Here is a 25,805-nt window from a genome sequence, read left to right as displayed (position 1 = left end):
AGGCCTGGCGACGAGCCACGGCCGGTCGACCGAGAACCCACCGGGGCAGCCCGCCCTGATCATCGGCCAACACCCCGCGGTTCGGAAAGAGCGGCCTTCAGCCAATGGAGCGACCCATGAATCGAGAACGCCCGCTAGTCTCGGTCATCATCCCCAGCTTCAACCGATCCCACGTGCTACGCCTGTGCCTACGTGCGATAAAGGAGCAGACCTACTCGCCCATCGAGGTCATCGTGGTGGACGACTGCGGCACCGAGGACGCGGCGGAGGTGGCCAGGTCGATGGGCGTCACCGTGCTGCGCACCGAGGTCAACAGCGGGGCGTCGACCGCGCGCAACCTCGGCGCGGAGCACGCCCACGGCGAGATCCTGCTCTTCCAGGACGGCGACATAGCACTCGACCCGGACAGCGTTGAGAACGCGGTGGACATCCTCGGATCCGAGCCCGGGCTTGGTGCCCTGGGCGGCATCCTCCACCCCGAGCCGCTCGCGGCCAGCAGCCTCGCCGCGCAGTATCGCGCGCTGCAGATGTATCACTGGTGGATGCCGACCGACCGCCCGACCCTTGAGCTGCACGCCGCCGTGCTCGCCGTGCCGACCGAGGTGTTCAAGGAGATCGGCCCCTTCAACCCCCATCTGAGCGACACGGTGTCCGCGGACTACCGCTCCCGGCTGATGCGGAAGAACTACGGGGTGCGCATCACCGACGCCGTCCGTGGCCGGGCCGACCACGACTCCACGCTGCGGGTGATCCTGAAGAAGGTGTTCCGGCGCGCACGGGTGAGCGCCCGGGAATGGACCCGGGGCGAAACGCCCGGTGACTCCGTACCGCGCGCGTTCGGCGGTGTCCTGCTGGTCGCCGCCGTACCGGCGATCTCGCTGCCACTGCTGGTCGGTCCCGTCGGCGCCCTCGTGTCGCCGCTCCTCGTCGCCGCCGCCGTGGTCCTCGACGGCAGCACCTACCGGCGGGTGTTCGCCCGCCGAGGTCTCCTCTTCGGCCTCTACTTCGGCGCCGTCCATCTTCTGGTCACTTTCGTGGGAGCGGCGGGAGCGGGGGTCGGTGTGCTTCAGCGTCTCGTGGGGGGACGGCCGAGTGTTCCCTGGGTCCCCCAGACCGGTGAGCTGAAGCATCAGTGACGCGCCCCCGTAGCGGCCCCCTCGGATGCGGGGCCGCCGGGTTTCTCCAGTAGCGCGGCCATCGGAAGCAGCCAGGCCATCCGGGGAGTGCCCATCTCCCGGTCGAGCTCCTCGGGGCTGGGCATCCGGCCGTTGAGCGCGTGCGGTGGGACAAGATGGTGGATCGCGTGCGCGAGCAGGTGGGCCATCGAGTAACCGGGGTTGGCCTCGTGCGCCCGGGTGAGGGCGATGCCCGCCAGCGCGGAGTCTCCCCGCTGCCAGGCGACCAGGCCGAGCAACGAGGCCGCCGGAGGCACGAACCGCGGCTCGAGCCTCCGGGTGAGGTCGTGCCAGAGCCTGAGGTGCGCCTCGTGACTCTCCTCACCGACCAGCGTCCATGCCTCGTCACGGATCCTGATCACCGCCAGGTCGATCCCCAGCCTGGCCGCCTGCTCCTCGCCGAGCCGCCCTCCCGAGGCGTAGGTGACGATCGCCTCGCGCACCCTGGCCATGCCGTCCGCGACGAACTCCGCCGCGAACCCGTCGGCGTCGCGGCATCTGGCGAGCCTGTCGCGAAGCTCCGCCGTGAGACGGTCCGTCGCCTCGCTCATCGCCTGCCGCGCGGGCCCGGTGACCGGATCGAGCGAGCGCTCCAGGGTCTGCCTGTCCGGCAGGGCGACCAGCCCGTGCAGGACCGCCTCGGCCGCGACCGCGTCGGCCCGCCGCTCGTACGGCACGCCGTCGGCCGGGCAGCAGTCGGTCCGCGCGCACTCGTACGACCAGTAGCGACCGCCTTCCACCCGGAGCGCGTCGACGACGACGAGATCGCTCCGGCGGAACAGCGCCACGGCCTCGTCGACGGCCGGGGTCACCAGCGGGCCAAGACCGTAGCCCACCAGGATGACCTGGGCGACGCCCTCCTTTACGAAGAGCGGGACGATCTGGCCGAGACCGCCGGAGCCCAGGGGCAGATCCCAGCGGACGGTGAGGTGCAGTCTGATCCTGGGCGGACTGCCCGTGAGTCCGATGACGACCAGGCTGTCGGTGGGGTGGAACCCCAGCAGGTAGGGAACGGCCCCCAGCACGTCTTCGGTGGAACCGAGCAGGAGCCGGGGCGCTGAGGCGAGCGGGGAGGGTGGGGACTGGGGAAAGGAGGACAGGGAGGACAGGGAGGACTCGGCCGAGAGCGCAGACGAGGGAGAGAGCGCTTCGAACGAGGCCGAGGACTCGTTCGACGAGGTCGGGAACCGGGGGAAGGAGGACGCTGAGAACTCGGGCGAGGCCGGGTGGTCTGATGTCATGCCGGGAAGCCTCGCCGGAACCGTGCCGCCGTTCGCGCCCCGAACGGAGTTCTGTGGACAGAGCCCGCGGCCGTCCACAGCCGAACGGCCACCGACCCACGCACCCGCGACCACCTACAACGCCGCACCGAAGAAGGCAAGGACAAGAAAGAGATCATCCGCTGCCTGAAGCGCTACATCGCCCGAGAGATCTACGCGCTCCTACCTCCCCAGCCGGCACAAGAAGATCTGACTTCTGCCGCTTGACGAACCATAGGCGCATCCTCCGGCACCTGAACGGGACGCGCCGAAGGCCCGGTGACTCTCTTTCCGGCCGCCCCCTCAGACACCCCTGTCGACGCGTGGGTCCCCGGCCGTCCTTCCCTCAGGGAGGACGGCCGGTGCCAGACGGGTGCGGACCATGATGGCCGCACCGGCCACCGCGGCGGGCATCGCGACCACCGCGACGAACGGGATGAGGAAGAGCAGGAAGAGCAGGACCCCGAAGCCGAGCGCGGGGGCCTTGTTCCCCCTGAGCAGGCCGAATCTGCTCTTGCGCACCAGCCCTCTGCGCTCGAGGGCCAGGGTGGTCAGCTCGACCGTGAGGAAGAACCCGGAGACCAGGGCGCCCAGAACCGGCACCACCGTCTGCCCGATCACCGGCACGAACCCGAGGAAGAAGAGCGGGATCGTGAACAGCAACAGCCATCCGAGGGTGATCACACTGTCCCTGATGGATCGGGGGATCGACTTCCACAGCGGAAGGTCGTGGCCGGTCGGCACCTCCCCGTAGGTCTCCTCCACCTTCTCGGAGAGCTTCTCGTAGAAGGGGTCGCCCAGGATCAGGGTGATCGCCGTGAAGGTCACCACCGACAGGATCAACCCGGCGACGAAGATCGCCAGACCGACCAGCCCTCGCAGTGCGGTCCGCGCCGCCTCGCCCCATCCGTCGGCGAACGGTGTGCCCCACGCGGCGAGGTCCAGCGCGTTCGTGCCGAGAAAGTAGAGGCCGGTCGCGTAGAGGGCGAACGCGATCAGCGCCGGGATCAACCCGAACAGCCACCAGCGTGGGTTTCGCGTGACCCAGCGCAGTCCCTGGAAGAAGAACCCGATGCCGTCCAGAAAGGAGCGGAAATGACCCATGGCGGAAGATTATCGGGATCGGCTCCCCTTGGGAGGACAGCCGACAATACCGCGAACGGCAGAGATGCCGGGAAAAGAAGCCGCGGCGTCAGGGACGCTGCCAGAGGCCGGGAACGGAGACCCCGAGGGTGCCCAGGAGGCGGCGGAGCAGGGGCAGGGAGATGCCCAGGACGTTGCCGTGGTCGCCGTCGATGCCGTCGACGAACCAGCCGCCGCGGCCGTCCAGGGTGAAGGCGCCCGCGACGTGGAGAGGCTCGCCGGTGGCGACATAGGCGGCGATCTCGTCGTCTCCGGCGGTGCCGAAGCGCACCACCGTCGCGCCCACCTCCGCCGCCTCGCGCCCGTCCGCGACGTTGATGACGCAGTGGCCGGTGAGCAGTCGTCCCTCACGGCCGCGCATGTCGCGCCAGCGGGCCACGGCCTCCTCGGGCGAGGACGGCTTGCCGTAGGCACGGCCGTCGAGTTCGAGGATCGAGTCGCAGCCGATGACCAGCCCGCCGCTCAGACCGCGGGCGACCACGGCCGCCTTCGCGCGGGCCAGCGTGAGGCAGAGCTCGCTCGGGCTGTCGGCGGTGATGGCGTCCTCGTCCACGCCGCTGACGATCACTTTGGGATCGAGTCCGGCGCTGCGGAGCAGGGCGAGGCGGGCGGGAGAGGCGGAGGCGAGGACGATCTGGGTCACGGCGACCGAGCCTAGCGCGGCTCTCCCCGTCCTCTCGCCACGGACTCGGGCGGCGCTATTTCACTCGAAGGGAGGAGACCGCGGTGTTGATGGCGCGCCAGTACTTGCGCTGGGTGTCGGGAATGGTGGCGAAAAGCATCGCGGGCTTGGCACCGGAGATCTCGGTCACGGCGACGGCGGCCATGGAGAAGCGCGTCTTGCCCTTCAGCTTGTACTTCACCCGGTAGGCGAGCAGCCAGCCGTTCTTGATCGGTTGCGAGGCGGTCCAGGTGATCTTGCCGCCCTTGGGGTGGTGGTTGAGCGTCCACCGGGCGGCCAGCAGCGCGGTGTCCTTGGACTCCCGTTGCACCAGGATCGGCACCGGGCAGCTCACGACCATCGCCCGGTGACCGGCCCCCTTCGCCTTCGGCAGCACCTGCTTGGTGGCGAACGGCGACGCGCCGAAGACCTTCCAGGGCTTGCCCAGGCGGACCAGCGACACGCCCGATTTTTCGTCCTGGACGCGGCGCTTGCCCTTGGCCGCCTTGCCCGAGAGGCGGGCGAGCCGCTTGTCGCGCGGAAGGTCGGGCACTCGGGGGTCGGTGAGGGCCGCGATGACGGCGCTGCGGTCGGGCGCCGGCTCGAAGCCGTCGGACACCGAGGCGGGGGCGGCCGTCTCGGAAGGACTCGGGCTTCCCGAGGGGGACGACGACGCGGAGGGGGTGGCGGGGGTGGTGTCCGAGGGGGACGCCGACGCGGCGGAGGCCTGCGTGGACGCCTGCTCCGACACCGAGGTGGACGGCTCCGCCGAGACTGAACCGGGCGAGGGTGGCGCGGCAGATGGCGCGGCGATCTGCCCCGTCTTTCCCTCGCCCGGTTGATCTGAGGAGCCCGAGGAGACGAAGCCGACCACCGTCGCGACCGCGGCCACGATCACCGCGACGCCCACGGCCAGGATTCGGTAGATCACGCGCATCGGCAGGTCGCCGATGCGGGACCGTTTCACCGGGGAATCCGGTAGCTTCGGGGGACTCTCCGCCACGATTTTCGGCATCTCCGACGTGGCCGCCTCGGCGGTCACGTATGTCGGCGCGGGACCCGTCTCCCGGGTCCCCTGAGTCCCACCCAACCCATCGAGCACGATCGGGAGCGTACGACAAATCCGGTTTTCCCGTGCGGGATCCCCATCACACTTCGGGAACGAGTACCTTTCTCGTCCCCGGGGGAAACGCTCCGCGACGAATACGGAATGTTCGTGGAATGCGGGGCCGGGCTCACCTCCGATGTCTCCTCCCGCGAGGCGGGAGCCGCACACCGACCTGCCGATCGTGCGCGCCGGCCCCGGGCCCCTCACCGGCCGCGGGCGACCCGCCGTCCGGGAATCGAACTCCCCGAAGGGGTCACCGGCCGCCCTCGCGCAGCCAAGGGGCGTCCGCGACGACCGTACGGGAGCCGGGCTCGATCTCGGTGAATCCGGCGTCTCTCACCACCGGCAGGCCCGAGGCGACGAGCCCGGCCCACGCGGCGGGGTCGGCGGTGCGCACGGAGACCGCCAGCCCCTTTTCCCGCCAGGCCCTCCTGGTGTCGTCCCCACTCGCCTGCCAGGCGAGCTGGGCGGCGTGTCCCGCCTGGGCCATGGCCTTGCCCGCCGACATCGTCAGCCCCGGGTTGAGCCAGAGCACCACGTCTCCCGGTGGTCCAGGCTCGGAGGAGTCGGTGAGTTCGGTACCGGAGACCTGGAGCCTGGAGAGGTCCTTGGGCCAGCCGTCCAGTGGGACCGGCGGGTGGACGCGGACCTCGGCGGTGCCCGAGGTGACGGTGACACCGGGCAGGTCGAGCACCCTGCGCCACTCCGCCCCGCGCGCCCGCCGGACGACCTTCCTGAACCGGCTGCCGTCCCAGACGCGTACCGCCTCGGCCCACTCGCCGCCGTCGAGGGCGCGCGGGTCGTCGAGCAGCGCCAGCACGGCCAGTGCCGCCGCCTCCAGGGCGTCGGTCCGCTCGGGCGGCGCGGAGCGTTCGATGCGCACCACCAGCGGGAGGACCCTTCTGTCCCGATCAGCGTCTCCGCCGTTACCGCCGGTCGTCCCGCCCGTCGCCCCTGTCGCGTCGTCCCCGGCGCGGGTCATGCGATCTTCCCCGGCCGCCGCGCGTCCGATCCGGTTCCGTCTCCCGCGGTTCGCCCGCCTCGTTCTCTCACGCCTTCAAGGATGCCTGCTTCCCCGCGGTGGACTCCCCGCCGAGGGACGACTTCCTGGTGATGGCGATCGACATGACGGCGGCGGCGAGGCAGAGGAGGCCCGCGGCGTACCAGGCGAGGTCGTAGGCGCCGAAGTGGTCACGGGTGACCCCCGCGGCGACCGCCGCGACCGCGGCACCGACCTGGTGGGAGGCGAAGACCCAGCCGAACACCACGGACCCCTCCGGACCGTAGATCTGGCGGCACAGGGCGACCGTGGGTGGGACCGTGGCCACCCAGTCGAGGCCGTAGAAGATGATGAAGACGAGCATGCTCGGCTCGGCGGTGGCTCCGAACAGGCTGGGCAGGGCCATCAGCGACAGGCCGCGCAGCCCGTAGTAGGCGCCGAGGAGGATGCGCGAGTCGACCCTGTCGCTCAGCCAGCCGGACGCGACGGTCCCGACCACGTCGAAGATCCCGACCAGGGCGAGCAGTCCCGCTGCCACCGGTTCGGCCATGCCGTGGTCGTGGGCGGCGGGGATGAAGTGGGTGCCCACCAGGCCGTTGGTGCTCATTCCGCAGATCGCGAAGCCTCCGGCGAGCAGCCAGAAGGGCCGCGTGCGCGCCGCGCTCCACAGCACGCCGAGTGCGCGTGAGGCGGCGCCTCCCACCCGTGCCGGCCGAACGGCGGGGGGTGCGGCGGGATCGGCGCCCAGGGCGGTGGTGCCCACCTCCTCCGGCCGGTCGCGCAGCAGGAACCAGACCAGGGGGACCACGGCGAGGGCGGCGACGGCGACCGTGACGGCCGCCGACCGCCACCCCCTGTCCGCCGCCAGATGGGCGAGGACGGGCAGGAAGACGAGTTGCCCGGTGGCCCCGCCCGCTGTCAGCACGCCGGTGACGAGGCCGCGGTGGCGAACGAACCAGCGTTCGGTGAGGGTGGCGGCGAAGACCAGGGCCATCGAGCCGGTGCCGAGCCCGACCAGGATGCCCCAGCAGAGGATGAGCTGCCAGGGGGCGTTCATCAGGATGGTGAACCCGCTGCCCGCGGCGACCAGCAGCAGGGCGTACGTCACCACCCTGCGCATGCCGAAGCGGTCCATGAGTGCGGCGGCGAAGGGCGCGGTCAGCCCGTAGAGCATGAGGTTGACCGAGACGGCCAGCGAGATCGTGCCCCGGGACCAGCCGAACTCCTCCTGCAGCGGTGTGATCAGCACCCCGGGCGTAGCCCGGAACCCCGCCGCGCCGAGGATGGCCACGAACGCGACTCCCGCCACGATCCAGGCGCGGTGGAGTCCGCGGTTGGGCGCCCGAAGTGTCGTTGTCATGGGCCCCATAATCGTGGGGCGGCACCTCGCCCAGCGAGTGGCCCGGGTGCCAATAATCGCAAGAATCAGGCCATAGAGCCTTCCCGTTCACGGATACACCCGTGACGCGAACCCACAAGATCTCCATCTCACATTTTGGGTGAATTCGCTCAAAGGTTACGTTTTTCCTATTCTCCTGACCTGAGGGTTTCGCACCCGGCATGGTCGCGGAGCGGGCACGATGCCCGTCCGGGTCTCGCCCGGTCGCGAGAGGTGACGATGCTCGACCGGCACGGGGGCCTTGCCGGGGACCGGGCGATCGAAGGGGTGGTGCCGTGTTCCACGCACGAAGGCCGGGAGGGTTTCTCGCGCTGCTCGCGGCCGGCTCACTTCTGCTGGGCGCCTGCGCTGACGACGGCACGGCGGACGATCCCACGGCCTCGGAGTCGGGTCCACCGAGAGAGACCATCACCTACGCCTACGAGCAGGAGTTCCACTCCTACAACAACAACACCACCGGGGAGAACGCCACGCGCAACGCCGCCCCGCTGCAGCGGGTGCTGACGGGCTTCTGGTTCTACGGCGAGAAGGGCGCGATCACCCCCGACAAGGACTTCGGGACGTACGAGAAGATCTCCGACGACCCGCTGAGCGTCAAGTACACCATCAACGACAAGGCGGTCTGGTCGGACGGCACCCCGATCGACTGCGACGACGTCATGCTGTGGTGGGCCTTCCGGTCCGGCAAGGTCAAGGGCTTCGCCTCCGCCGACACCACCGGCCTTCGGGACACTCGGATCCCCGACTGCGAGAAGGGCGGCAGGGAGTTCACCCTGGTCTACGACAAGCCGTTCGCGGACTGGGTGGCCGGAGGACCCGGCGCGACCGAGATGATGCCCGCCCACGTGGTCGCCAAGCAGGACGGCCTGTCGGAGGAGGAGTTCATCGCGGCGGTCAGAGGGGCCGACTCGCAGAAGCTGGAGAAGGGCATCAGGTTCTTCAACGACGGCTGGGTCTCCGAGGGCAGGCTGCCCGACGCCGAGCTGATCCCGTCCTCGGGACCGTACAAGCTCTCCAGACTGGACGCCGGGCAGCGGCTCACCCTCGTCGCCAACGACAGGTGGTGGGGCACCCCCGCCGCGACCCCGACGATCGTCGAGCGCTTCATCACCCTCGACGAGCAGGCCCAGGCGCTGCAGAACCGCGAGGTCCAGATCGTCGAGCCCCAGCCGGGGCCCGACGTGCTCAGGCAACTGCAGTCGCTGCGGGGCGTGAAGGTCGGCGTCTTCGAGAAGTACACCTACGAGCATCTGGACTTCAACTTCGACTCCAGCCCGTTCAGGGACAGGAGGCTGCGTGAGGCGTTCGCCAGGTGCGTGCCCAGGCAGCTCATCGTCAACACCCTGATCGGCCCCGTCGCGCCCGCCGCCAAGCCCCTCGAGGTCCGCACCGTTGCCCCCTTCCAGGCCAACAGCGCGGCGGTGGTCGCGGCCAGCGGCAGCGCGGGCCTGTACGAGCGACAGGACATCGCGGGCGCCAGGGCGCTGCTACGCAAGGCCGGCAAGACGGGCCTTGAGGTGAGCATCGGTTACCAGACTCCGAACCCGCGCCGTACCGCGGCGGTCCAGCTCATCATCGAGGCCTGCGACAAGGCCGGTTTCAAGGTCGTCGACAAGGGCTCCGAGGACTTCCTCGACAACGTGCTGCCGAACAACGGCTATGACGTGGCCCTGTTCGCCTGGTCGGGCTCCACCCTGGTCAGCGGCTGGGCCTCCAACTTCACCTCGCCGGGAAAGTGCGACGCCCAGAACAAGGGGAGCAACAACGGCTGCTACTCCAGCGAGCAGGTGGACCGCCTCATCGCGAAGCTGAACTCGACGGTGGACCTGGAGGCCCAGAACCCGATCATCGGTGAGATCGAGAAGAGGCTCTGGAGCGACCTGGCCACCATCCCGCTCTTCCAGCATCCGGGACTCAGCGCCTGGGACGAGACGCTCCAGAACGTCGTCCCCAACCCCGCGCAGTCGACCATCACCTGGAACATGGACAAATGGCAGCTCTCATAGCGGATGCCGCGCGGAGCCGTACCTGACATCAGGCGTCAGGTACGGTCGCCAGGATTGGCGCGAGATCCGGAACCCCACATGGGAGCACACATGCCTCGCGCCACAGGAACCTTCACCATCGACAGCTGGGAGCCGCAGACCTACGACGAGGCCGAGGGGGCGACGCTCACCCGCGTCCACCTCACCAAGACCTTCGACGGCGACCTGGTCGGCACCAGCACCGCCGACATCATCACCGCGATCCCCCGAATCGAGACATCGGCGGCCTACGCGGGCTTCGAACGCTTCACCGGCACCGCGCACGGCCGTGAGGGCACCTTCGTGCTCCACCACACGGCCGGGGAGGCGGGGCTGAGCTGGACGATCCTTCCCGACTCCGGCACCGGCGAGCTGCTGGGCATCCGGGGCGGCGGCCAGATCGTCAACGACGGCGGCGCCCACTCCTTCCACCTCGACTACGAGCTGGGCTGAGAACGCCCCCTCGCGCGCCGGCTTCGCCCCGGCGCGCGACCGGCGTTCACCACCGGTTTGCCGGTTTTGGTGGCATGTCACAGCTCGCGTCGAGCCAATCGAGAAAGCCGCTTCCCCGCCGTTGACGCGCCCGTAGCACGTATGTAACCTTTGGCCAACACCGCGCAAGAATATTGCAAAGCTCTGTTCGTTTTCTTGCTACTCATCGCAACTCTCCAGGGATGCACCGCGTCGTGCACCTGCCCCCCATTACGTGTGCGGTGAAGGTCCCACCTTCACGCCTCGGCCCCGCCGTGCCCGACGAGAGAAGAAGGCGAATGAGAATGCTGTACAGACCGTTACGACGGGTGGCGACCATGGTCGTCACCGGCTTACTCCTCGTCGTGGGGTCGGTCGTCCCGGCCTCCGCCGCGGCCGGACCCAATCTATCGCCGGGCAAGGCGACCCTGGCGAGCGGCTCCACGGGCGGCTACCCGGTGTCCGCCGTCAACGACGGAAACCCGGACACCTACTGGGAGAGTCCCAACAACAGCTTCCCGCAGTGGGCGCGAATCGACCTCGGCACCGCCACGAGCGTCGACCGGATCGTGCTGAAGGTGCCCCCCGCGGCCGCCTGGCAGACCCGTACCCAGACGCTCTCGATCCAGGGCGGCGCCGACGGCAACACCTTCAGCACGGTCGTGGCCTCGGCGAACCACACGTTCAACCCGGCGACCGGCAACACGGTCACGATCGACTTCGGTGCCGCGACCCACCGGTACTGGCGCGTCGCCATCACCGCGAACACCGGCTGGCCCGCAGCGCAGATCTCCGAATTCGAGATCTACGGCACCGCCGGCGGCGGCGACACCCAGCGCCCGACGGCCCCCGGCAACCTCGCCTTCACCCAGCCCGCCACCGGCCAGATCAGGCTGACCTGGAACGCCTCCACCGACAACGTGGGCGTCACCGGATACGACGTCTACGCCGACAACCAACTGCGGGGCAGCGTCGGCAACGTACTGACCTACACCGACAACCAGCCGGCGTCGGCGACCGTGACGTACTTCGTGCGGGCCAAGGACGCGGCGGGCAACCAGTCGGCCAACAGCAACTCCGTGACCCGCGAGGGCACCGGCACCCCGGGATCCAACCTGGCGATCGGCAAGGAGATGGCCGAGTCCGGCCACGTGCACTCGTTCGTCGCCGCGAACGCGAACGACGACAACCTCTCCACCTACTGGGAGGCCAACTCCGGCGCGTTCCCGAACACGCTCACCGCCAAGCTGGGCGCCAACGCGAACGTCAGCTCGGTGGTGCTGAAGCTCAACCCCGACTCCGCGTGGGGGACCCGCACGCAGAACATCCAGATCCTGGGCCGCGAGCAGAACGCCACGGGCTACACCAGCCTGGTCTCCGCGCAGAACCACACCTTCAACCCGGCCTCCGGCAACTCGGTGACGATCCCCCTCAACGCCACCGTCGCCGACGTCCAGCTGAGGTTCACCGCCAACAGCGGCGCGCCCGGCGGGCAGGTCGCCGAGTTCCAGATCTTCGGCGTCCCCGCGCCGAACCCCGACCTCACGGTCACGAACCTCTCGTGGACCCCGGCGTCCCCGAACGAGACCAGCGCGATCACCCTGTCGGCCACGGTCAGGAACGTGGGCACCGCGCCCTCCCCCGCCGACAGCGTGAACCTCAACCTCGACGGCACTCCGGTCGCGACCGTCGCCGTCCCCGCCCTCCCCGTCAACGGCACCGCCACGGTGACCCACAACATCGGCACCCGCGGCGAGGGGAGCTACACGGTCAACGCCAGGGTGGATCCGGACAACTCGGTCTTCGAGCAGAACGAGGACAACAACACCCTCACCGCGTCGTCGCCGCTGGTGGTCTCGCAGGCTCCCGGGCCCGACCTGCAGGTGCTCGGCGTCACCTCCAACCCGCCGAACCCGGCCGTCGGAGCGCCGGTCACGTTCACCGTGGCGGTGAAGAACCGGGGAACCACCGCGACGGGCGCGACCACGGTCACCCGGGTGACGGTGGGAGGCACCACGCTCAACACCAACACCGCGTCGATCGCCGCGGGCGCGACGGTCAACGTGGCCGTGAACGGAAGCTGGACCGCCACCGGCGGCGGCGCCACCGTCACCGCGACCGCCGACGCGACCAACGCCGTCGCCGAGACCAACGAGAACAACAACACGTTCTCGCTGTCGATCGTGGTCGGGCGCGGTGCGGCCGTCCCATGGGTCGAGTACGAGGCCGAATCCGCCGACTACCAGGGCACCCTGCTGGAGACCGACCCGCTGCGCACCTTCGGGCACACCAACTTCGCCACCGAGTCCTCGGGCCGCAAGTCGGTACGGCTGAACAGCACGGGTCAGTTCGTCGAGTTCACCTCGACCAACCCCTCCAACTCGATCGTGGTCCGCAACTCCATCCCCGACGCGCCGGGCGGCGGCGGCATCGAGGCGACCATCAGCCTCTACGTCAACGGCACCTTCTCCAGGAAGCTCACCCTCTCCTCACGCCACAGCTGGCTGTACGGGAACACCGACGGCCCCGAGTCACTGTCGAACACCCCCCAGGCCGACGCCCGGCGGTTGTTCGACGAGTCGCACGCGCTGCTCTCGCAGACCTACCCGGCCGGCACCAAATTCCGGTTGCAGCGTGACGCGACCGACACGGCCGCGTTCTACGTCATCGACCTGATCGACCTGGAGCAGGTGGCACCTCCGACGAGCCGACCGGCCGAATGCACCTCGATCACCGACTACGGCGCGGTGCCCAACGACGGGCTCGACGACACGGCCGCCATCCAGCGGGCGGTGACCGACGACCAGAACGGCGTCATCGGCTGCGTGTGGATCCCGGCGGGACAGTGGCGGCAGGAGCAGAAGATCCTCACCGACGACCCGCTGAACCGAGGGCAGTGGAACCAGGTGGGCATCAAGAACGTCACGATCCGCGGCGCGGGCATGTGGCACTCCCAGCTGTACACCCTGACCGAACCGCAGGACGTGGTGGGCGGCATCAACCACCCGCACGAGGGCAACTTCGGCTTCGACATCGACAGCAACACCCAGATCTCCGACATCGCCATCTTCGGATCCGGCCGCATTCGCGGCGGAGACGGCAACGACGAGGGCGGGGTGGGCCTGAACGGCCGGTTCGGCGAGAACACCAAGATCACAAACGTGTGGATCGAACACGCCAACGTGGGCGCCTGGGTCGGCCGCGACTACGACAACATCCCCGCCCTGTGGGGGCCGGGCGACAACCTGCTGTTCAGCGGCATGCGCATCCGCAACACCTACGCCGACGGCATCAACTTCACCAACGGCACACGGAACTCGCGGGTGTTCAACTCCTCGTTCCGCAACACCGGCGACGACGCCCTCGCGATCTGGGCCAACCAGGCGGTGAAGGACCGGGTCGTCGACAACACGCACGACAACCACTTCGTCAACAACACCATCCAGCTGCCCTGGCGGGCGAACGGCATCGCGGTCTACGGCGGTTACAACAACTCGATCGAGAACAACCTGATCTACGACACCATGAACTACCCGGGCATCATGCTGGCGACCGACCACAGCCCCCTGCCCTTCTCGGGGACCATGTTGATCGCCAACAACGGGCTCTACCGCACAGGTGGTGCCTTCTGGAACGAGGACCAGGAGTTCGGAGCGATCACGTTGTTCCCGCAGGCCGGTGACATCCCCGGTGTCACCATCCGCGACACCGAGATCCGCGACTCGACCTACGACGGTATCCAGTTCAAGACGGGCGGCGGCAACATGCCGAACGTCGCGATCACCAATGTGAGGATCGACAGGTCCAACAACGGGGCCGGCATCCTCGCCATGAGCGGCGCTCGCGGTAACGCGACGCTGACGAACGTGACCATAACCAACTCGGCCACCGGCGACATCGTGCGACAGCCGGGGACGACCTTCGTGATCACCGGCAACTGACCCCTCAGGTCCGGCAGGTGAGGAGGACCGGTCATGCGGTGTGCTTCCCGGGAAGAACATCGGGGAACACGCTCATGGCCGGTCTTCCTCAGCCGACGGCCCGCACGTAGTCGCCGGGGGCGACGACACCGTGGCGTCCCTCGCGCAGGACCACCTCGACCACCGCCCTGGCGGCGGCGGAGGGGTCGGTGTCCCGCCCGACCCGCGCGATCAGCCCGTCGCCGACGGCCTCGATCCGCGCGGCACCGGGGCCGAGGGCGAGATCCACCACGGCCTGGACACCGGAGAGATCGACCCAGCACGAGCGGGCACGCACCCAGCCCGGCCCCCGTTGCGCAGGGGGGATCCCGAACTCCGCCGGATCGACGTCGCCGTCTGCGGCGGCGACGATGAGCCGCTCGACTCCGCCGAGGATGCCTGCGGTCTCGTCGGCGGTGGCCAGGCGGGCATCGAGAGCGAGCCCGCAGCCGAGCTTGCCGTCCAGCCGGTAGATGTCGAACTCCGCGGGGGCGCCGAACACGCGATCGCCCATGCCGGGTTCCACCCCGGCCCTCGGCAGGATCGTATGCACGTGGCCGCTCGTGTTGTTGACGACCACGTCGCGGTGACAGCGCATACCGCGGGCCCGTTCCGCCGCGCCCATCGTCTCGTCCAGTCGGACCGGGTCGTATCGGCCATACCGGTAAGCCGTCAGGGCGGCGGCGTTCGTCCGCCGGACCGACCTCAGGAACGAGGACGAGGCACTGAAAGGAATGATCGTGTCCTGGGCGAGCGTGCCGACGTAGTCACGCAACTCCGGGGAGAAACGGTTGTTACACAGGCAGTGCAGCTGACATTCCGGGTCTTGGGTCCAGCCTGTCAGAAGCGCCGCGAACGCGGCCATCACCACCGCCGACGGCTGCGCACCCGTCTTCGCCGCGACCTGGACCACCGCCTCCGCGGCGACCTGGGAGCCCAGCAGCACGTGATGATGACCGCGAGCGTCGGGAAAGCGAAAGGGCAGACCGAGCGAGCACAACGGCCTTTCCGCCAGTTGGCGAGCCCAGTATCCGGTCGCCCCCTCCAACTGGCGCCGCCCGGCCGGGGTGAGCTCGTAGGTGGCACGGTCGGCGGGATGGTAGGCGGCGGGAGGAAGCCGCCGATCCGCCAGCAGAGCGGCGAGTTCGGCGCGCAGAATCGTCATCGCCGACAGGTCCGCCGCCACGTGCGACACGTGCAGGACGACCAGGAACGGAGATCCCGATCGGGTCACCACATTCGCCCTCACCGGGAGGTCGACGGCGGGATCGAAAGCCCCGCCCGGCAGGAACCAGTCCTGGTGAGTGCCCGTGGCCTCGACCACCTTGGCGATGAGCGTCCCCGACGCGTGCACGAACTGCTCACCGTCCCGCAGCAGGGTCCGCAGTGCCTCCTGGCGCTCGATCAGCGCGCCCAGCGCCGCACCGACCGCGTCCATGGTGCTTCCCCGGGGCACACGCACCACCGTTGACAGGATGTCGGCCGGCCCCGGCAGGTCCGGGCTGATCCAGCCCAGCACATTCCGCTGACCGATCGTTATGGGCCATCGGCCCGATCGGGAGCCGGAGAAGCGGACTTTCAGGTCATTCATCTCCGGCCACTACCGGTCATCGCGGTCCTCCTCGCCGGGGGACCGCACAAAAAACCGCATGAAATCCCGCGTGTATTCCCCGGCGTGTGTTCCTGCCGGAGGTGGTCGTCCCGGCGAGTCGACCCGCCGCGTCGACGGTTTCCGCCGCGGCCGAACGGCTTGTTCAAGCCCTCTCCTTCGCACCCGCCACGTTGCCGTCGAGACACACACCAATATGGCACTCGACCAAATTTCTGGTCGAGTGCCATATTGAGGGTCGTCGTCGATCGGTTCGCTCCCGATATCGGTGAAAGAATGCTAAGGAGCGCTATTGGGAGCGTCAAGACGGTGAGCGGTATTCGACTTTTTCTCTTTTCCGTCCCGGGCCGTGCCCCCTCCGGCTCCGCCCTGCGGAGCGAGGACACGGTCCGGGGCGGGCATAACGTCCCGGGAAATCGGCTTCACGGCCGTTCAGAGGTTGATCTTTCCTGCTCCCGCACCGGAGGTGACGATGGACTTGACGGCGGACGCTCCATCAAGGCCGTAGGAATACGGGATGGAGGCCACCGAACCACCCTGCTGCCCGCTGCCGGAACCGGTCAGATGGTTGTTGCGGGCCACCAGGGTGCCGGGGCCCGACGCGGCCTCGCCCAGGTGGTAGGGGTCGGGGACGTTCTCGAAGTAGTTGCCCTCGACCAGCACACCGGCGCCCTGAGTGGAGGCGACCCCGTATCCCCTGACGTTGGAGTAGTAGTTGTTGTAGACGTGCACCGGGTTGCCGAAGCGCACCCGGGGGTTGCGCTGGTTGGTGCCGTCGAGCCAGTTGTGGTGGTAGGTCACGCGCAGGTGACCCCTGTCCTCGGAGCCGTTGTCGTCGCTGTGCCCGAGCAGCATGGCCTTGTCGTGGCTGTACAGGCGGTTCCACGACACGGTGACGTAGTCGCTGGCGCGCTTGATGTCGATGGCGCCGTCGTAACCGTTGGACAGCGTGTTGTGGTCGATCCAGACCCGGGTCGAGTACTGGACGTTGATCGCGTCGTCGTCCCAGTTCCTGAAGGTCAGGTTCCGGATGATCACGTTGGACGCGTTGGAGACGTTCAGGCCACAGCCGACGATCGTCGCTCCGGAGTTACCGATGATCGTCTTGTTGGAGCCGATCCTCAGCATGCCCGAGCAGGAGATCGTGCCCGACACCCGGATCACGGCCGCGCCCGTCCCCGAGGCGGCGCTCGTCAGGGCCGACGCGCTCGTCACCGTGGTGGCGGCCGCGCTGCCGCCACCGGTCGTGCCTCCCCCCTGGGTCGCCCAGCCGACCAGACCGGTGGTGTTGGGCGGCGAAGGCGTCGGAGTGGGGGTGGGGGTGGGGGTGGGGTTCGGCGACGGCGGGTTGGTGACCGAACCGGTGCACGCGACCCCGTTGAGAGTGAAGGAGGTGGGCACCGGGTTGGATCCGCTCCAACTGCCGTTGAAGCCGATCGTGGTGGCGGCACCGGTCGCCAGAGCGCCGTTGTAGGCGACGTTCGCGGCGGTCACCGTGCTGCCGCTCTGGGAGAAGGTCGCGTTCCAGCCCTGCGTCACACTCTGTCCGGCCGCGAACGACCATTTCAACTGCCAGCCGTTGAGCGGATCTCCCAGATTGGTGATCGTGACGCTCGCGCCGAACCCGTCGCCCCACTGGGAGGCCACCGAGTAGGCGACCTGGCAGCCGGGCGCCGCGGAGACCGACGCGGCGGAGGCCGGCGCCGCGAGCAGGCCCGCCGCCAGGCAGAGGATTCCCGCCGCGCTCCTGAGGATCGCCGGTCCTCGTTGTCGCAAGATCATGTTCTTGCCTCCCTCCTGGGCGCAGCACCGGAGCCGAACGCCCTGAACCCCCAGGTCATTCACATGGTTTCGGTGAGCCAAGTTCACTTAACCCGTTAAGTCAAGGAATCCATTCCGGGCCGGATCCGACCAATCCCCCTGGCCCGGAAACACCACATCTCAACCAAAGGCGCACGACGCCCGCCCTCGACGTCTTCTGGCTGCTCGGAAGGGGAAGGTCATTCCATTGCCGACCGTTCAAGACGGTCGTCGAGGCCCCTGCGGTTCGCTCTCAGACCTCGCCCGCGCACGAAATCCCGAAGAAACTTTCATAACCGCCACGGGGTCACGTGAATTAGTTCAGAGCGTGGACAAATTTTCAGGAACGAGCCGGTGGCGACGCCGTACGGAATACCCACGAAGCGTCGCCGTCCCTTAATCACTCAGGTGCCGTCACGATGATTTCCCGCTCCACGGCTCATCCGAAGCCCGGCCGGCGATCGCGAGACCCCGGAAACGACGAGATCCCGTCCGATCAAATGATCGGACGGGATCTCGTCGGCCGTCACTGAGCTGACTCAGAAACGATCAGGGGTGGAGCTATGGGGATTCGAACCCCAGACCTCCTCCATGCCATGGAGGCGCGCTACCAGCTGCGCCATAGCCCCTCGTCGACGCCTCCGGGCCTGACCCGGCGACCACGCCAGTGTATAGGAGATCACCCCTCACCCTGTAACCGGCGTAACCGGCGCGGGCCGCCCACGAGGCCGACTCGCGAGGAGCCGGCCCACTCGATCATGGAGTGCCCACGCACGCCTATCAGAGCGACGCGGCCTTCTCTATCAGTTCGGCGAGCTCGGTCACCGCGCGGTCCTCGGTGGAGGCGGCCAGGCGGGTGGCGTGGGCGGCGAGATCACCGGGCGTGGCTCCGGCGATCCCCTCCCCGGTGCGGAGATACTCGGCGAAGCCCGCTGCCACCACGTCGACCTGGAACCTCGGCGTGGGCCCCTCCCACGGCGAGTTCGCCAGATCGCCCGCCGCGAGGGAGCGAGAGGCTTCCGCCGGGTCGCGGGTGTCGGGATCCTGCCAGCGCACGGTGGCGGTGGCCAGCTGTCCCGACGACCCGCCGCGCAGCCGGAGCTCGTACAGGGCCGTCACCGAGTGGCCGGGGCCGATCTCTCCGCCGTCCTTGGTGTCGTCACGGAAGTCCTCGGTCGCGAGCCGCCGGTTCTCATAGCCGATGAGGCGGTAGGACTCCACGACCGAGGGGTTGAACACGACCTGCGCCTTGGCGTCGCGGGCGCGCAGGTCGATGTTGGTGGCGAGCTGCTCGACGAAGACCTTGCGCGCGTCGTCGACGGAACCGACGTAGACCGCGGCGCCGTCGCCGTTGTCGGCGAGCCGCTCCATCAGCTCGTCGCCGTAGTCGCGGCCGACGCCGACGCACAGCAGGGTGATCTTCTTGGCCGCGGCATCCTCGACCCGGTCGAGGATGCCGCGCCAGGTGGTGTCGCCGACGTTGGTCAGGCCGTCGGAGAGCAGGATGACGCGGTTGACGGCCACCGCCCTGAAACTCGCCGCAGCCTCGGCGTATCCGCTGGTCAGCCCCGCCTCCAGGTTCGTGGACTGCTGGATGGCGAGGCGTTCGACGGCGGCGTGGAGCCTCTCCTTGTCGGTCGCGGGGGTCATGGAGAGGACGACGTCCGCCTCGTCGCTGAAGGCCACGAGGGAGATCTGGTCGCCGGGTCCGAGCTGGTCGACGAGCTTGTGCAGGGCATCCCTCACCAGGTCGAGCCTGCCCGGCTCGCCCATCGAGCCGGACACGTCCACCACGAAGGTGAGGTTCGCCGGCCGCCGGGCCTGCGCGCTCGCCTTCCGGGTCTGCAGGCCGACGCGGAGCAGCGCGGTGCCGTTTCCCGAGGTGCGGGCGCCGTCCATGTGCACGGTGAAACCGTCGTCCTCGGGTTCCGCGTAGTCCTGGGCGAAGGAGTTGACGAACTCCTCCGGCCTCACCTGGCCCGCCTCCGGCAACCTGCCCTCGGCGAGGATCCGTTTGCTGTAGCCGTACGACGCGGTGTCCACGTCGAGGGCGAAGGTCGAGATCTGTTCGGCGGAGGTGTCGCGCCTTCGGGTGGCCTCGCTTTCGGGAGTGGCCCGGGCCTCGGACTCGGTTCCCTCAGAGCTCTGATCTCCGGCCTCGGGGGCGGCGTCCGAGGGCATGGACGGGACCGCCCTTCCGGATTCCGGCACCGGCTCGCTGCCGGATCCGCCGCAGGCGGCGGCGAGCATCAGGGCGAGCAGCGCGAGCACGGCGAGGACGATGGTGAGCGGACGTGACTTCATGTCGCCTCCTGGGGATGCGTGTCATCCCCTACGACGACTCCTCTGCACGGTCCGCCGGGAGCTTGACCCAAGCGAGCGCTAACCGTGTTCGGCGCGTGATCAGGGTTTCCAGGCCGGGTCCCGTCCGCTGAGCCCGAGCGCCCGCTCGAACGGTGAGGCGTCGCTCGCCACGGGCACCTCCTCCCCGAAGACTCCCAGGCGCCGTCCCTGCGGCGCCATCCCCTCGACGAAGGCGGCCACGGCCTCGCCGGTCGCGGCGTCCACCGTGTACTCCTGACCGGTGGCCCTGGCCAGGTCCCAGCCATGGATCACCGTGTCGCCCAGCACCATCTGGAGCACCATGGCCATGGGCATCCCCATCGTGGGACTGGTGCCCTCGGTCACCCCGGGTTCCGACCAGGCGGCGAGCAGCGCGGCGGCCCGGTCCGCGAAAGGGGCGTGGTCGGCGTCCTGCGACGGCGGCTGCTCGCGGCGGGCCAGTGCCTCGAACATCGCGGCCGTCCAGGCCAGGTGGCCGAGCAGCTCCCGCACGTCGAAGCCGTCGCAGGGGGTGGGCAGGCCCAGCTGGTCGTCGCGGACGCCGCGGGCGACGGCCGCGGTGCCGGTGACGGCACGTGACAGCATCTCGTTCATGCCTGCCATGCTGTCGAGCCGAACTCACAGCTGTCTTGAAAAAACGCGTCATAGGATCCTGCAGCATGCGCGTATATCTCGGCCTCGCGGCCAAACACCCAGGAGCCGGAATACCCGAGACGATGCTGCACACCGTGAGAGGCGCGATCGAGAGCGCGTTCGCCGTACCGCCCGAGGTCATCGGATCCCGGGAGTGGCACCGTCCCGGGATCGCGGTGTTCTCCTGGACCAACGAGCCCGACGACTCGCGGCGTCCTCCCCTGCTGGAGACCGGCCACGACCGGGTGACCGGGGTGAACGGCTACCTGACCGCACCGGGTGACGTGAACCGGCTGGCGGCCATGCCGGTGCTGGACACCGAGGGGATCGGCGGGTGCTTCTCGGCGTTCCGGGCGACCGAGGACGAACTGTCCGCCGCCACCGCGGTCCACAGGATCTGCCCGGTCTACTACGCCGAGACCCCCGACGTGCACGTGATCGGCAGCCGGGCGCTGCTCGTCCACCTCGCGGGCGGCGGCGAGCGCGTGGAGTGGGACGTGCTCGCGCTGCAGTCGATGGTCAGGCAGGGATACTTCCTGTCGGACGAGACCCCCTACCGAGGGGTGAGCGCGCTGCCACCGTCCTCGTCGGTGACCGTCAGGAACGGCCGGCGTACGATCGTCACGACCCCGCTCCCCACGGCCGTGCCCGCGCCCGAGTCACGCAGGCAGAAGAAACACCTCGTCCGGGAGTTGGCCGAGGCGCTTCTGGCGACGGTGGAGCCGCTGCGCACGACCAGGGAGCCGGTGAACCTCGCCCTCACCGGCGGCAGGGACAGCCGCCTGATCGCCGCGGTGCTGCACGCGGCCGGCATCCCGCTGCGCGCGACCACCAACGGCCTGGACACCCATCCCGACGTGGTCATCGCCGGGAAGGTCGCCCGCGCGCTGCGCATCGAGCACACCGTCATCCCCCCGGCCCGTGTCGAGAAGAAGGACGCGATCGTCGTCGAGCATCCCCTCGCGCGGACCTACGAGACGTTGCGCGCCTGTGAGGGGATGACGTCGGCGTACGAGTCGATCGTCGGTTACCTCCCCTACAGCGCCAAACCCACCATGTCGGGGCAGAGCGGGGAGAGCCTGCGGGCCGGAAGCCTGCTGCTGCTCCAGACCGACCTGAGCGAGAAGGCGCTGCGCCGCCGGGTGGACGTGACCTTCCTGCGAGATCCCGCGCTGTTCACCGAAGAGGCCAACGAGCACGCCCGCGAGCTGGCCGAGCCCTGGCGAAAGCGGGCTCCGCTGGAGGCGCTCGACCACATGTACATCTCCTACAAGGTCGGCCGCTGGCAGGCGGGGGCGCGGGCGGGCTCGCTGCGCAGAGGCGACCAGATCTGGCCGTTCTTCGACAACCGGGTGGTCCGCGCCGCGCTGGGTCTCGACCAGACCTGGCGGCTGTCGGAGGAGGTCATCTACGAGCTGCTCGGCATCCTGGCCCCGTCTCTGCGGAACATCCCGGTCGAGGGCAAGCCGTGGCGGTTCACCGCGGGGAAGCGCTACTACCCCTGGCAGCGCAGGCCGCCAGTGCTGACGGCGCCGAAGACCGGAGGGGGCGGCTGGAACTGGCGGACCAGTCCCGGCGCCGAGTTGACCGGCCTGATGCGCGACCACGTCCTCGGCCGCCTGGACCTGCTGTCTCCCATCGTCAAGCCCGACGAGGTACGCAAGCTGTTCGCCGACCCCGTCCTGAAGAAACCCACCCACGCCTGGCACCTCTACACCGTGGCCACCATGCTGGGGGGCGAGTATCCGGGCAAGGAACCGCAGGGTCTGCCGAAAATCCACATCCCCATCCCGTCGTGACGGGTACGCCCGCCGACGACACCCGGGGCATCCTGCACTTCGGGGCGGCCCGGTTCCGTTACGGGCGTCACGCGTGCCACCCGGCCCTGGTCCCCTTCGTCGAGCATCACTGGATCGTCCGCTGGGAGTTGGACGAACCGTACGAACAGCGGATCGTGTCCCATCCATCGGTGAACCTGGTCTTCCACGAGCACGGTTCCCACGTGGCAGGGGTCATCACCGGTGACTACCTGGAGGTCCTGACCGGCACCGGGGTCGTGGTCGGCACCCGCTTCCGGCCCGCCGGTTTCCGCCCCTTCCTCGGCGCCCCGCTGTCCACGATCACCGATCTCCGCGTCCCCGCCTCCCGGATCCTCGGGCCGGACGCCGACGCGGTGACCCCGGCCGTACTGGCCGCCTCCGACGAGGAGGCGGTACGGGCGCTGGAAGGGTTCCTGCTCACGCGGCTCCCCGTCCGCGACCCCGTCGCCGAGCGGGCGGCGGACCTCGTCGCGAGCGTGCTCACCGACCCGGCCATCGTCCGCGTCGGCGATCTGGCCGCCCTGCACGGGCTGAGTGTCCGGCACCTGCAGCGGCTGTTCAGCGACCACGTCGGGGTCTCCCCCAAATGGGTGATCCGCCGTTACCGCATCCACGAGGCCGCCGAGAGAGCCGGACCCGCGACCGACTGGTCGCGGCTCGCCGCCGATCTCGGCTACAGCGACCAGTCCCACTTCACCCGCGACTTCACCGGCGTCATCGGCATGCCGCCCACCGCGTACGTCCGCCGTCTGCCGAGGTGACGTCAGCAGGCACAGGCGATGCCGGAGACCGGCGCGGTCAGGGCGTCGACGGAGCGGCGGGACACGCCCGCGACGGTCTCGACGGGGAAGCCCTCCCTGGCCCAGTACTCGAAGCCGCCGAGCATCTCCTTGACCGGGTAGCCGAGTCCGGCGAACTCCAGCGCGGCCCGGGTGGCGCCGTTGCATCCCGGCCCCCAGCAGTAGGTCACCACGGTCACCCCCGAGGGAACGACCGAGCGAGCGCGTTCGGCGATCAACGCGGTGGGCAGGTGAACGGCTCCCAGGACATGGCCCTGCTCCCAGCCCTCCCGGCTCCGGGAGTCGACCACGACGATGTCCGTGGCACCGGCGGCCAGGTCGGCGGCGACGTCGGAGACGTCGGTCTCGAACGCCAGCCTGGCGGCGAAGTGCGCCAGCGCCTCGGCATTCCTCGCGGCCGGTACCGCGGTGACGGCGGAGGGGGAGGGAACGGGGACAGACATGGGCGGCCTTTCAGACAACGGTGACGGCGGCGAGGTCCGCGGTGGTGGAAGGTACCGGTCGCGGTTCCCGGCTCGGGAGATGGCACCGGGGGTGATGCCTGGCACGAACAATGGTGTCGGTCGGCAGATCGGTTCCAACAGTGGCACGAACGCCGCTTATCGTTAATATCTCGCCATGCTCATCCCTCCGCCGGCGCCCCACGCCACACCTCCCGCCGTGTCCGTGCTGGCCTTCGACGGCATGTCACCTTTCGAGCTTGGCTGCGTGGTCGAGATCTTCGGCATCGCCCGCCCTGAGTTGGAGGTGCCCTGGTACAGGCTGTCGGTCTGCGCCGAGACGCCCGCCGATCTGCGGGTCACGGGCGGGTTCACGATGCGGACCGAGCACGGGCTCGACGCGCTTGAGGCCGCGAGCACGGTGATCGTGCCTGGGGTCGCGAATGTCCACGGCGAGGTCTCCCCCGAGGTGGTCACAGCACTGCGGCGAGCCCATGACAGGGGTGCGCGAGTCGTGTCGATCTGCTCGGGCGCGTTCGCCCTCGCCACGGCCGGACTACTGAACGACAGGAAGGCGACGACCCACTGGAAGTACGCCGAGCTGCTCCAGCACAGGTTCCCGCGGGTCGAGGTCGATCCGGATGTGCTCTACGTGGACGGTGAGGACGTGCTGACCAGCGCGGGCAGCGCGGCAGGACTGGACCTGCTCATCCATCTGGTACGCAAGGACTACGGGCCCGGCGTGGCCAACGAGGTCGCGCGAAGACTCGTCATCCCCCCGCACCGGGAGGGCGGGCAGGCACAGTTCATCCAGACCGCGGTCCCTCACGTGGAGGACGGCGCCGCCGTGACCGCCGCGATGGCCTGGGCGTTGGAGCACCTCGCGGAACCCATCACGATCGCCACCCTGGCGGAGGCCGCGCACATGTCCCCGCGTACGTTCATCAGGCACTTCGGACGGCAGACCGGGACGAGTCCGTTGCGCTGGGTCATCTCTCAACGGGTCGCGGCCAGCCTGACGATGCTGGAGTCCACCTCCGTGCCGGTGGAGGACATCGCGTCCGCGGTGGGCTTCGACAGCACGGCGACCTTCCGCCATCACTTCACCCGGACGATGCGCACCTCCCCCTCGGCCTACCGGCGGGCCTTCCGTGCCCCAGCGTCGTCCGACCACACGAAACCGCATGGATCCGAGCGGCGAACCCGGGAGCAGGGTTCGGCCACGGAACCTTGGCACGAAACAAGCCCATAACCTAATTTACGCTTTATGCCATCATCGCCCACTTATCCGAACAATCGCAATAACGGCGACATTAACGCTCTATAAATATAATCAAATGCCTGGAGCGCAAAGAAACGCGCACCCTCCATCAAGCTTCCATTCCAGCTTTGAAGCACACTTCTCCCGCCTATCTCCTGGGCGCCCCAAGAATGTCCGCGCGGCGTTTTCTCTCAACAGGAAGGGAGAAACAACGCACGTGTCTACTTTCATGAAACGGACCCTTGCGGGCGGCGCGCTCGCCGGGGCCGTCCTGCTTCTGCACTCCCCTGTCCCAGTTTCGGCCGATTCGCAACTTCAGATATCGGCGCAGGCTCGCCGCGACGAAATCCAATCCGCCGGAAGCACGCAGGGGGACCCCTGCCCTGTGGTGCTTGCCAGCATTTGCACGAACTTCGTATCCCTGCCCACCGTGATCCGTAGCAGGGATGTCATAACTACCGGAGCGATAATCCACAAGGGCCTGCAGCCCACCGCGAGCGATGCGATTTACATCCCGCTGTGCAGGTGGCTGGGTCTGCCGATCTTCCTCTGCCGAATCCCTGACGGGATCCAGGGTCCAGCGGGCCCAGCCGGCCCGGCAGGTCCCAGGGGCCCGATGGGCCCCCGAGGCTACACAGGTCCGGCGGGCCCAGCGGGCGCTGACGGCGCACCCGGGCCAGCAGGTCCCGCAGGACCCGAAGGACCGGCAGGACCGGCAGGCGCTGACGGCGCACCCGGACCCGAAGGACCTCCCGGACCCGCAGGCGCCGATGGCGCACCCGGACCCGAAGGACCTCCCGGACCCGCAGGCGCTGACGGCGCACCCGGACCCGAAGGACCTCCCGGACCCGCAGGCGCTGACGGCGCACCCGGACCCGAAGGACCTCCCGGACCCGCAGG

General features: G+C 69.1%; 18 protein-coding genes and 1 tRNA gene. 7 read left to right on the top strand and 12 right to left on the bottom strand.

Translation table 11 applies throughout. The features are described 5' to 3' along the window. Positions 1–116: 116 nt before the first annotated feature. The gene (locus ACFY3V_RS25160) at positions 117–1,136 is read left to right on the top strand and encodes a glycosyltransferase (protein WP_350945881.1); all 1,020 of its coding nucleotides are present in this window, start codon (positions 117–119) and stop codon (positions 1,134–1,136) included. On the opposite strand, the gene ACFY3V_RS25155 is transcribed toward ACFY3V_RS25160, so the two are convergent. The 6 genes from ACFY3V_RS25155 to ACFY3V_RS25130 all read right to left on the bottom strand — a co-directional run bounded on the left by ACFY3V_RS25155 (position 1,130) and on the right by ACFY3V_RS25130 (position 7,706). Next, on the bottom strand, positions 1,130–2,416 hold the full coding sequence (locus ACFY3V_RS25155) for a DUF4192 domain-containing protein (RefSeq protein ID WP_389776706.1): 1,287 nt from the start codon (positions 2,414–2,416) through the stop codon (positions 1,130–1,132). The two genes, ACFY3V_RS25160 and ACFY3V_RS25155, sit on opposite strands and share 7 nt — an antisense overlap. 321 nt (positions 2,417–2,737) lie before the next feature. Beyond that, positions 2,738–3,538, bottom strand: a complete 801-nt coding sequence (locus ACFY3V_RS25150; RefSeq protein ID WP_362905274.1) for an EI24 domain-containing protein — start codon at positions 3,536–3,538, stop codon at positions 2,738–2,740. An 88-nt stretch (positions 3,539–3,626) separates the two neighbouring features. Further along, the gene (locus tag ACFY3V_RS25145) at positions 3,627–4,220 is read right to left on the bottom strand and encodes a nucleoside triphosphate pyrophosphatase (RefSeq protein ID WP_350945878.1); all 594 of its coding nucleotides are present in this window, start codon (positions 4,218–4,220) and stop codon (positions 3,627–3,629) included. A gap of 55 nt (positions 4,221–4,275) precedes the next feature. Next, positions 4,276–5,340, bottom strand: coding sequence for a hypothetical protein (locus ACFY3V_RS25140; protein ID WP_389776701.1), 1,065 nt, complete (start codon positions 5,338–5,340; stop codon positions 4,276–4,278). 259 nt (positions 5,341–5,599) lie between these two features. Beyond that, positions 5,600–6,328, bottom strand: a complete 729-nt coding sequence (locus ACFY3V_RS25135) for a peptidyl-tRNA hydrolase (protein ID WP_362905278.1) — start codon at positions 6,326–6,328, stop codon at positions 5,600–5,602. A gap of 67 nt (positions 6,329–6,395) precedes the next feature. Next, a complete protein-coding gene (locus ACFY3V_RS25130) occupies positions 6,396–7,706 on the bottom strand; it encodes an MFS transporter (RefSeq protein ID WP_362905280.1) in 1,311 nt (436 codons plus the stop codon). 314 nt (positions 7,707–8,020) lie between these two features. Between ACFY3V_RS25130 and ACFY3V_RS25125 the strand changes: the two genes are divergently transcribed. The 3 genes from ACFY3V_RS25125 (at position 8,021) to ACFY3V_RS25115 (ending at position 14,181) form a co-directional block, all read left to right on the top strand. Beyond that, positions 8,021–9,751, top strand: a complete 1,731-nt coding sequence (locus ACFY3V_RS25125; RefSeq protein ID WP_350945874.1) for an ABC transporter family substrate-binding protein — start codon at positions 8,021–8,023, stop codon at positions 9,749–9,751. A gap of 90 nt (positions 9,752–9,841) precedes the next feature. Further along, a complete protein-coding gene (locus ACFY3V_RS25120; RefSeq protein ID WP_362905282.1) occupies positions 9,842–10,222 on the top strand; it encodes a DUF3224 domain-containing protein in 381 nt (126 codons plus the stop codon). Between the two features lie 317 nt (positions 10,223–10,539). Then, a complete protein-coding gene (locus ACFY3V_RS25115; RefSeq protein WP_389776696.1) occupies positions 10,540–14,181 on the top strand; it encodes a CARDB domain-containing protein in 3,642 nt (1,213 codons plus the stop codon). An 88-nt stretch (positions 14,182–14,269) separates the two neighbouring features. On the opposite strand, the gene ACFY3V_RS25110 is transcribed toward ACFY3V_RS25115, so the two are convergent. The 5 genes from ACFY3V_RS25110 to ACFY3V_RS25090 form a co-directional block, all read right to left on the bottom strand. After that, complete coding sequence (locus ACFY3V_RS25110) at positions 14,270–15,790, bottom strand: condensation domain-containing protein (RefSeq protein ID WP_362905286.1); 1,521 nt, start codon at positions 15,788–15,790, stop codon at positions 14,270–14,272. A gap of 450 nt (positions 15,791–16,240) precedes the next feature. After that, on the bottom strand, positions 16,241–17,590 hold the full coding sequence (locus tag ACFY3V_RS25105; RefSeq protein WP_362905288.1) for a cellulose binding domain-containing protein: 1,350 nt from the start codon (positions 17,588–17,590) through the stop codon (positions 16,241–16,243). 574 nt (positions 17,591–18,164) lie between these two features. After that, positions 18,165–18,237, bottom strand: a tRNA-Ala gene (locus ACFY3V_RS25100). Between the two features lie 151 nt (positions 18,238–18,388). Then, positions 18,389–19,912: a von Willebrand factor type A domain-containing protein gene (locus tag ACFY3V_RS25095; RefSeq protein WP_389776692.1), complete on the bottom strand. Its 1,524-nt coding sequence runs from the start codon at positions 19,910–19,912 to the stop codon at positions 18,389–18,391. A 99-nt stretch (positions 19,913–20,011) separates the two neighbouring features. Then, a complete protein-coding gene (locus ACFY3V_RS25090) occupies positions 20,012–20,545 on the bottom strand; it encodes a TIGR03086 family metal-binding protein (protein ID WP_389776689.1) in 534 nt (177 codons plus the stop codon). Between the two features lie 65 nt (positions 20,546–20,610). Between ACFY3V_RS25090 and ACFY3V_RS25085 the strand changes: the two genes are divergently transcribed. Next, a complete protein-coding gene (locus ACFY3V_RS25085) occupies positions 20,611–22,383 on the top strand; it encodes an asparagine synthase-related protein (protein ID WP_362905294.1) in 1,773 nt (590 codons plus the stop codon). Beyond that, the gene (locus tag ACFY3V_RS25080; protein ID WP_362905296.1) at positions 22,380–23,165 is read left to right on the top strand and encodes an AraC family transcriptional regulator; all 786 of its coding nucleotides are present in this window, start codon (positions 22,380–22,382) and stop codon (positions 23,163–23,165) included. The genes ACFY3V_RS25085 and ACFY3V_RS25080 overlap by 4 nt, the downstream gene beginning before the upstream one ends. A gap of 2 nt (positions 23,166–23,167) precedes the next feature. Here ACFY3V_RS25080 and ACFY3V_RS25075 read toward each other — a convergent pair whose 3' ends face one another. Next, the gene (locus tag ACFY3V_RS25075) at positions 23,168–23,647 is read right to left on the bottom strand and encodes a rhodanese-like domain-containing protein (RefSeq protein ID WP_389776684.1); all 480 of its coding nucleotides are present in this window, start codon (positions 23,645–23,647) and stop codon (positions 23,168–23,170) included. 175 nt (positions 23,648–23,822) lie between these two features. Here ACFY3V_RS25075 and ACFY3V_RS25070 point away from each other — a divergent pair, with 175 nt between their 5' ends. After that, positions 23,823–24,896 carry a helix-turn-helix domain-containing protein gene (locus ACFY3V_RS25070; protein ID WP_389776681.1) on the top strand — a complete coding sequence of 358 codons (1,074 nt, stop codon included), beginning with the start codon at positions 23,823–23,825 and terminating at the stop codon, positions 24,894–24,896. The last annotated feature ends 909 nt before the right edge of the window (positions 24,897–25,805 follow it).

This window comes from Streptosporangium sp. NPDC000095 (assembly GCF_042899335.1).
Taxonomy (GTDB): Bacteria; Actinomycetota; Actinomycetes; order Streptosporangiales; family Streptosporangiaceae; genus Streptosporangium.
The sequence above is the reverse complement of the archived record's forward strand: the minus strand, read 5'-3'. Positions and strand labels throughout refer to the sequence as shown.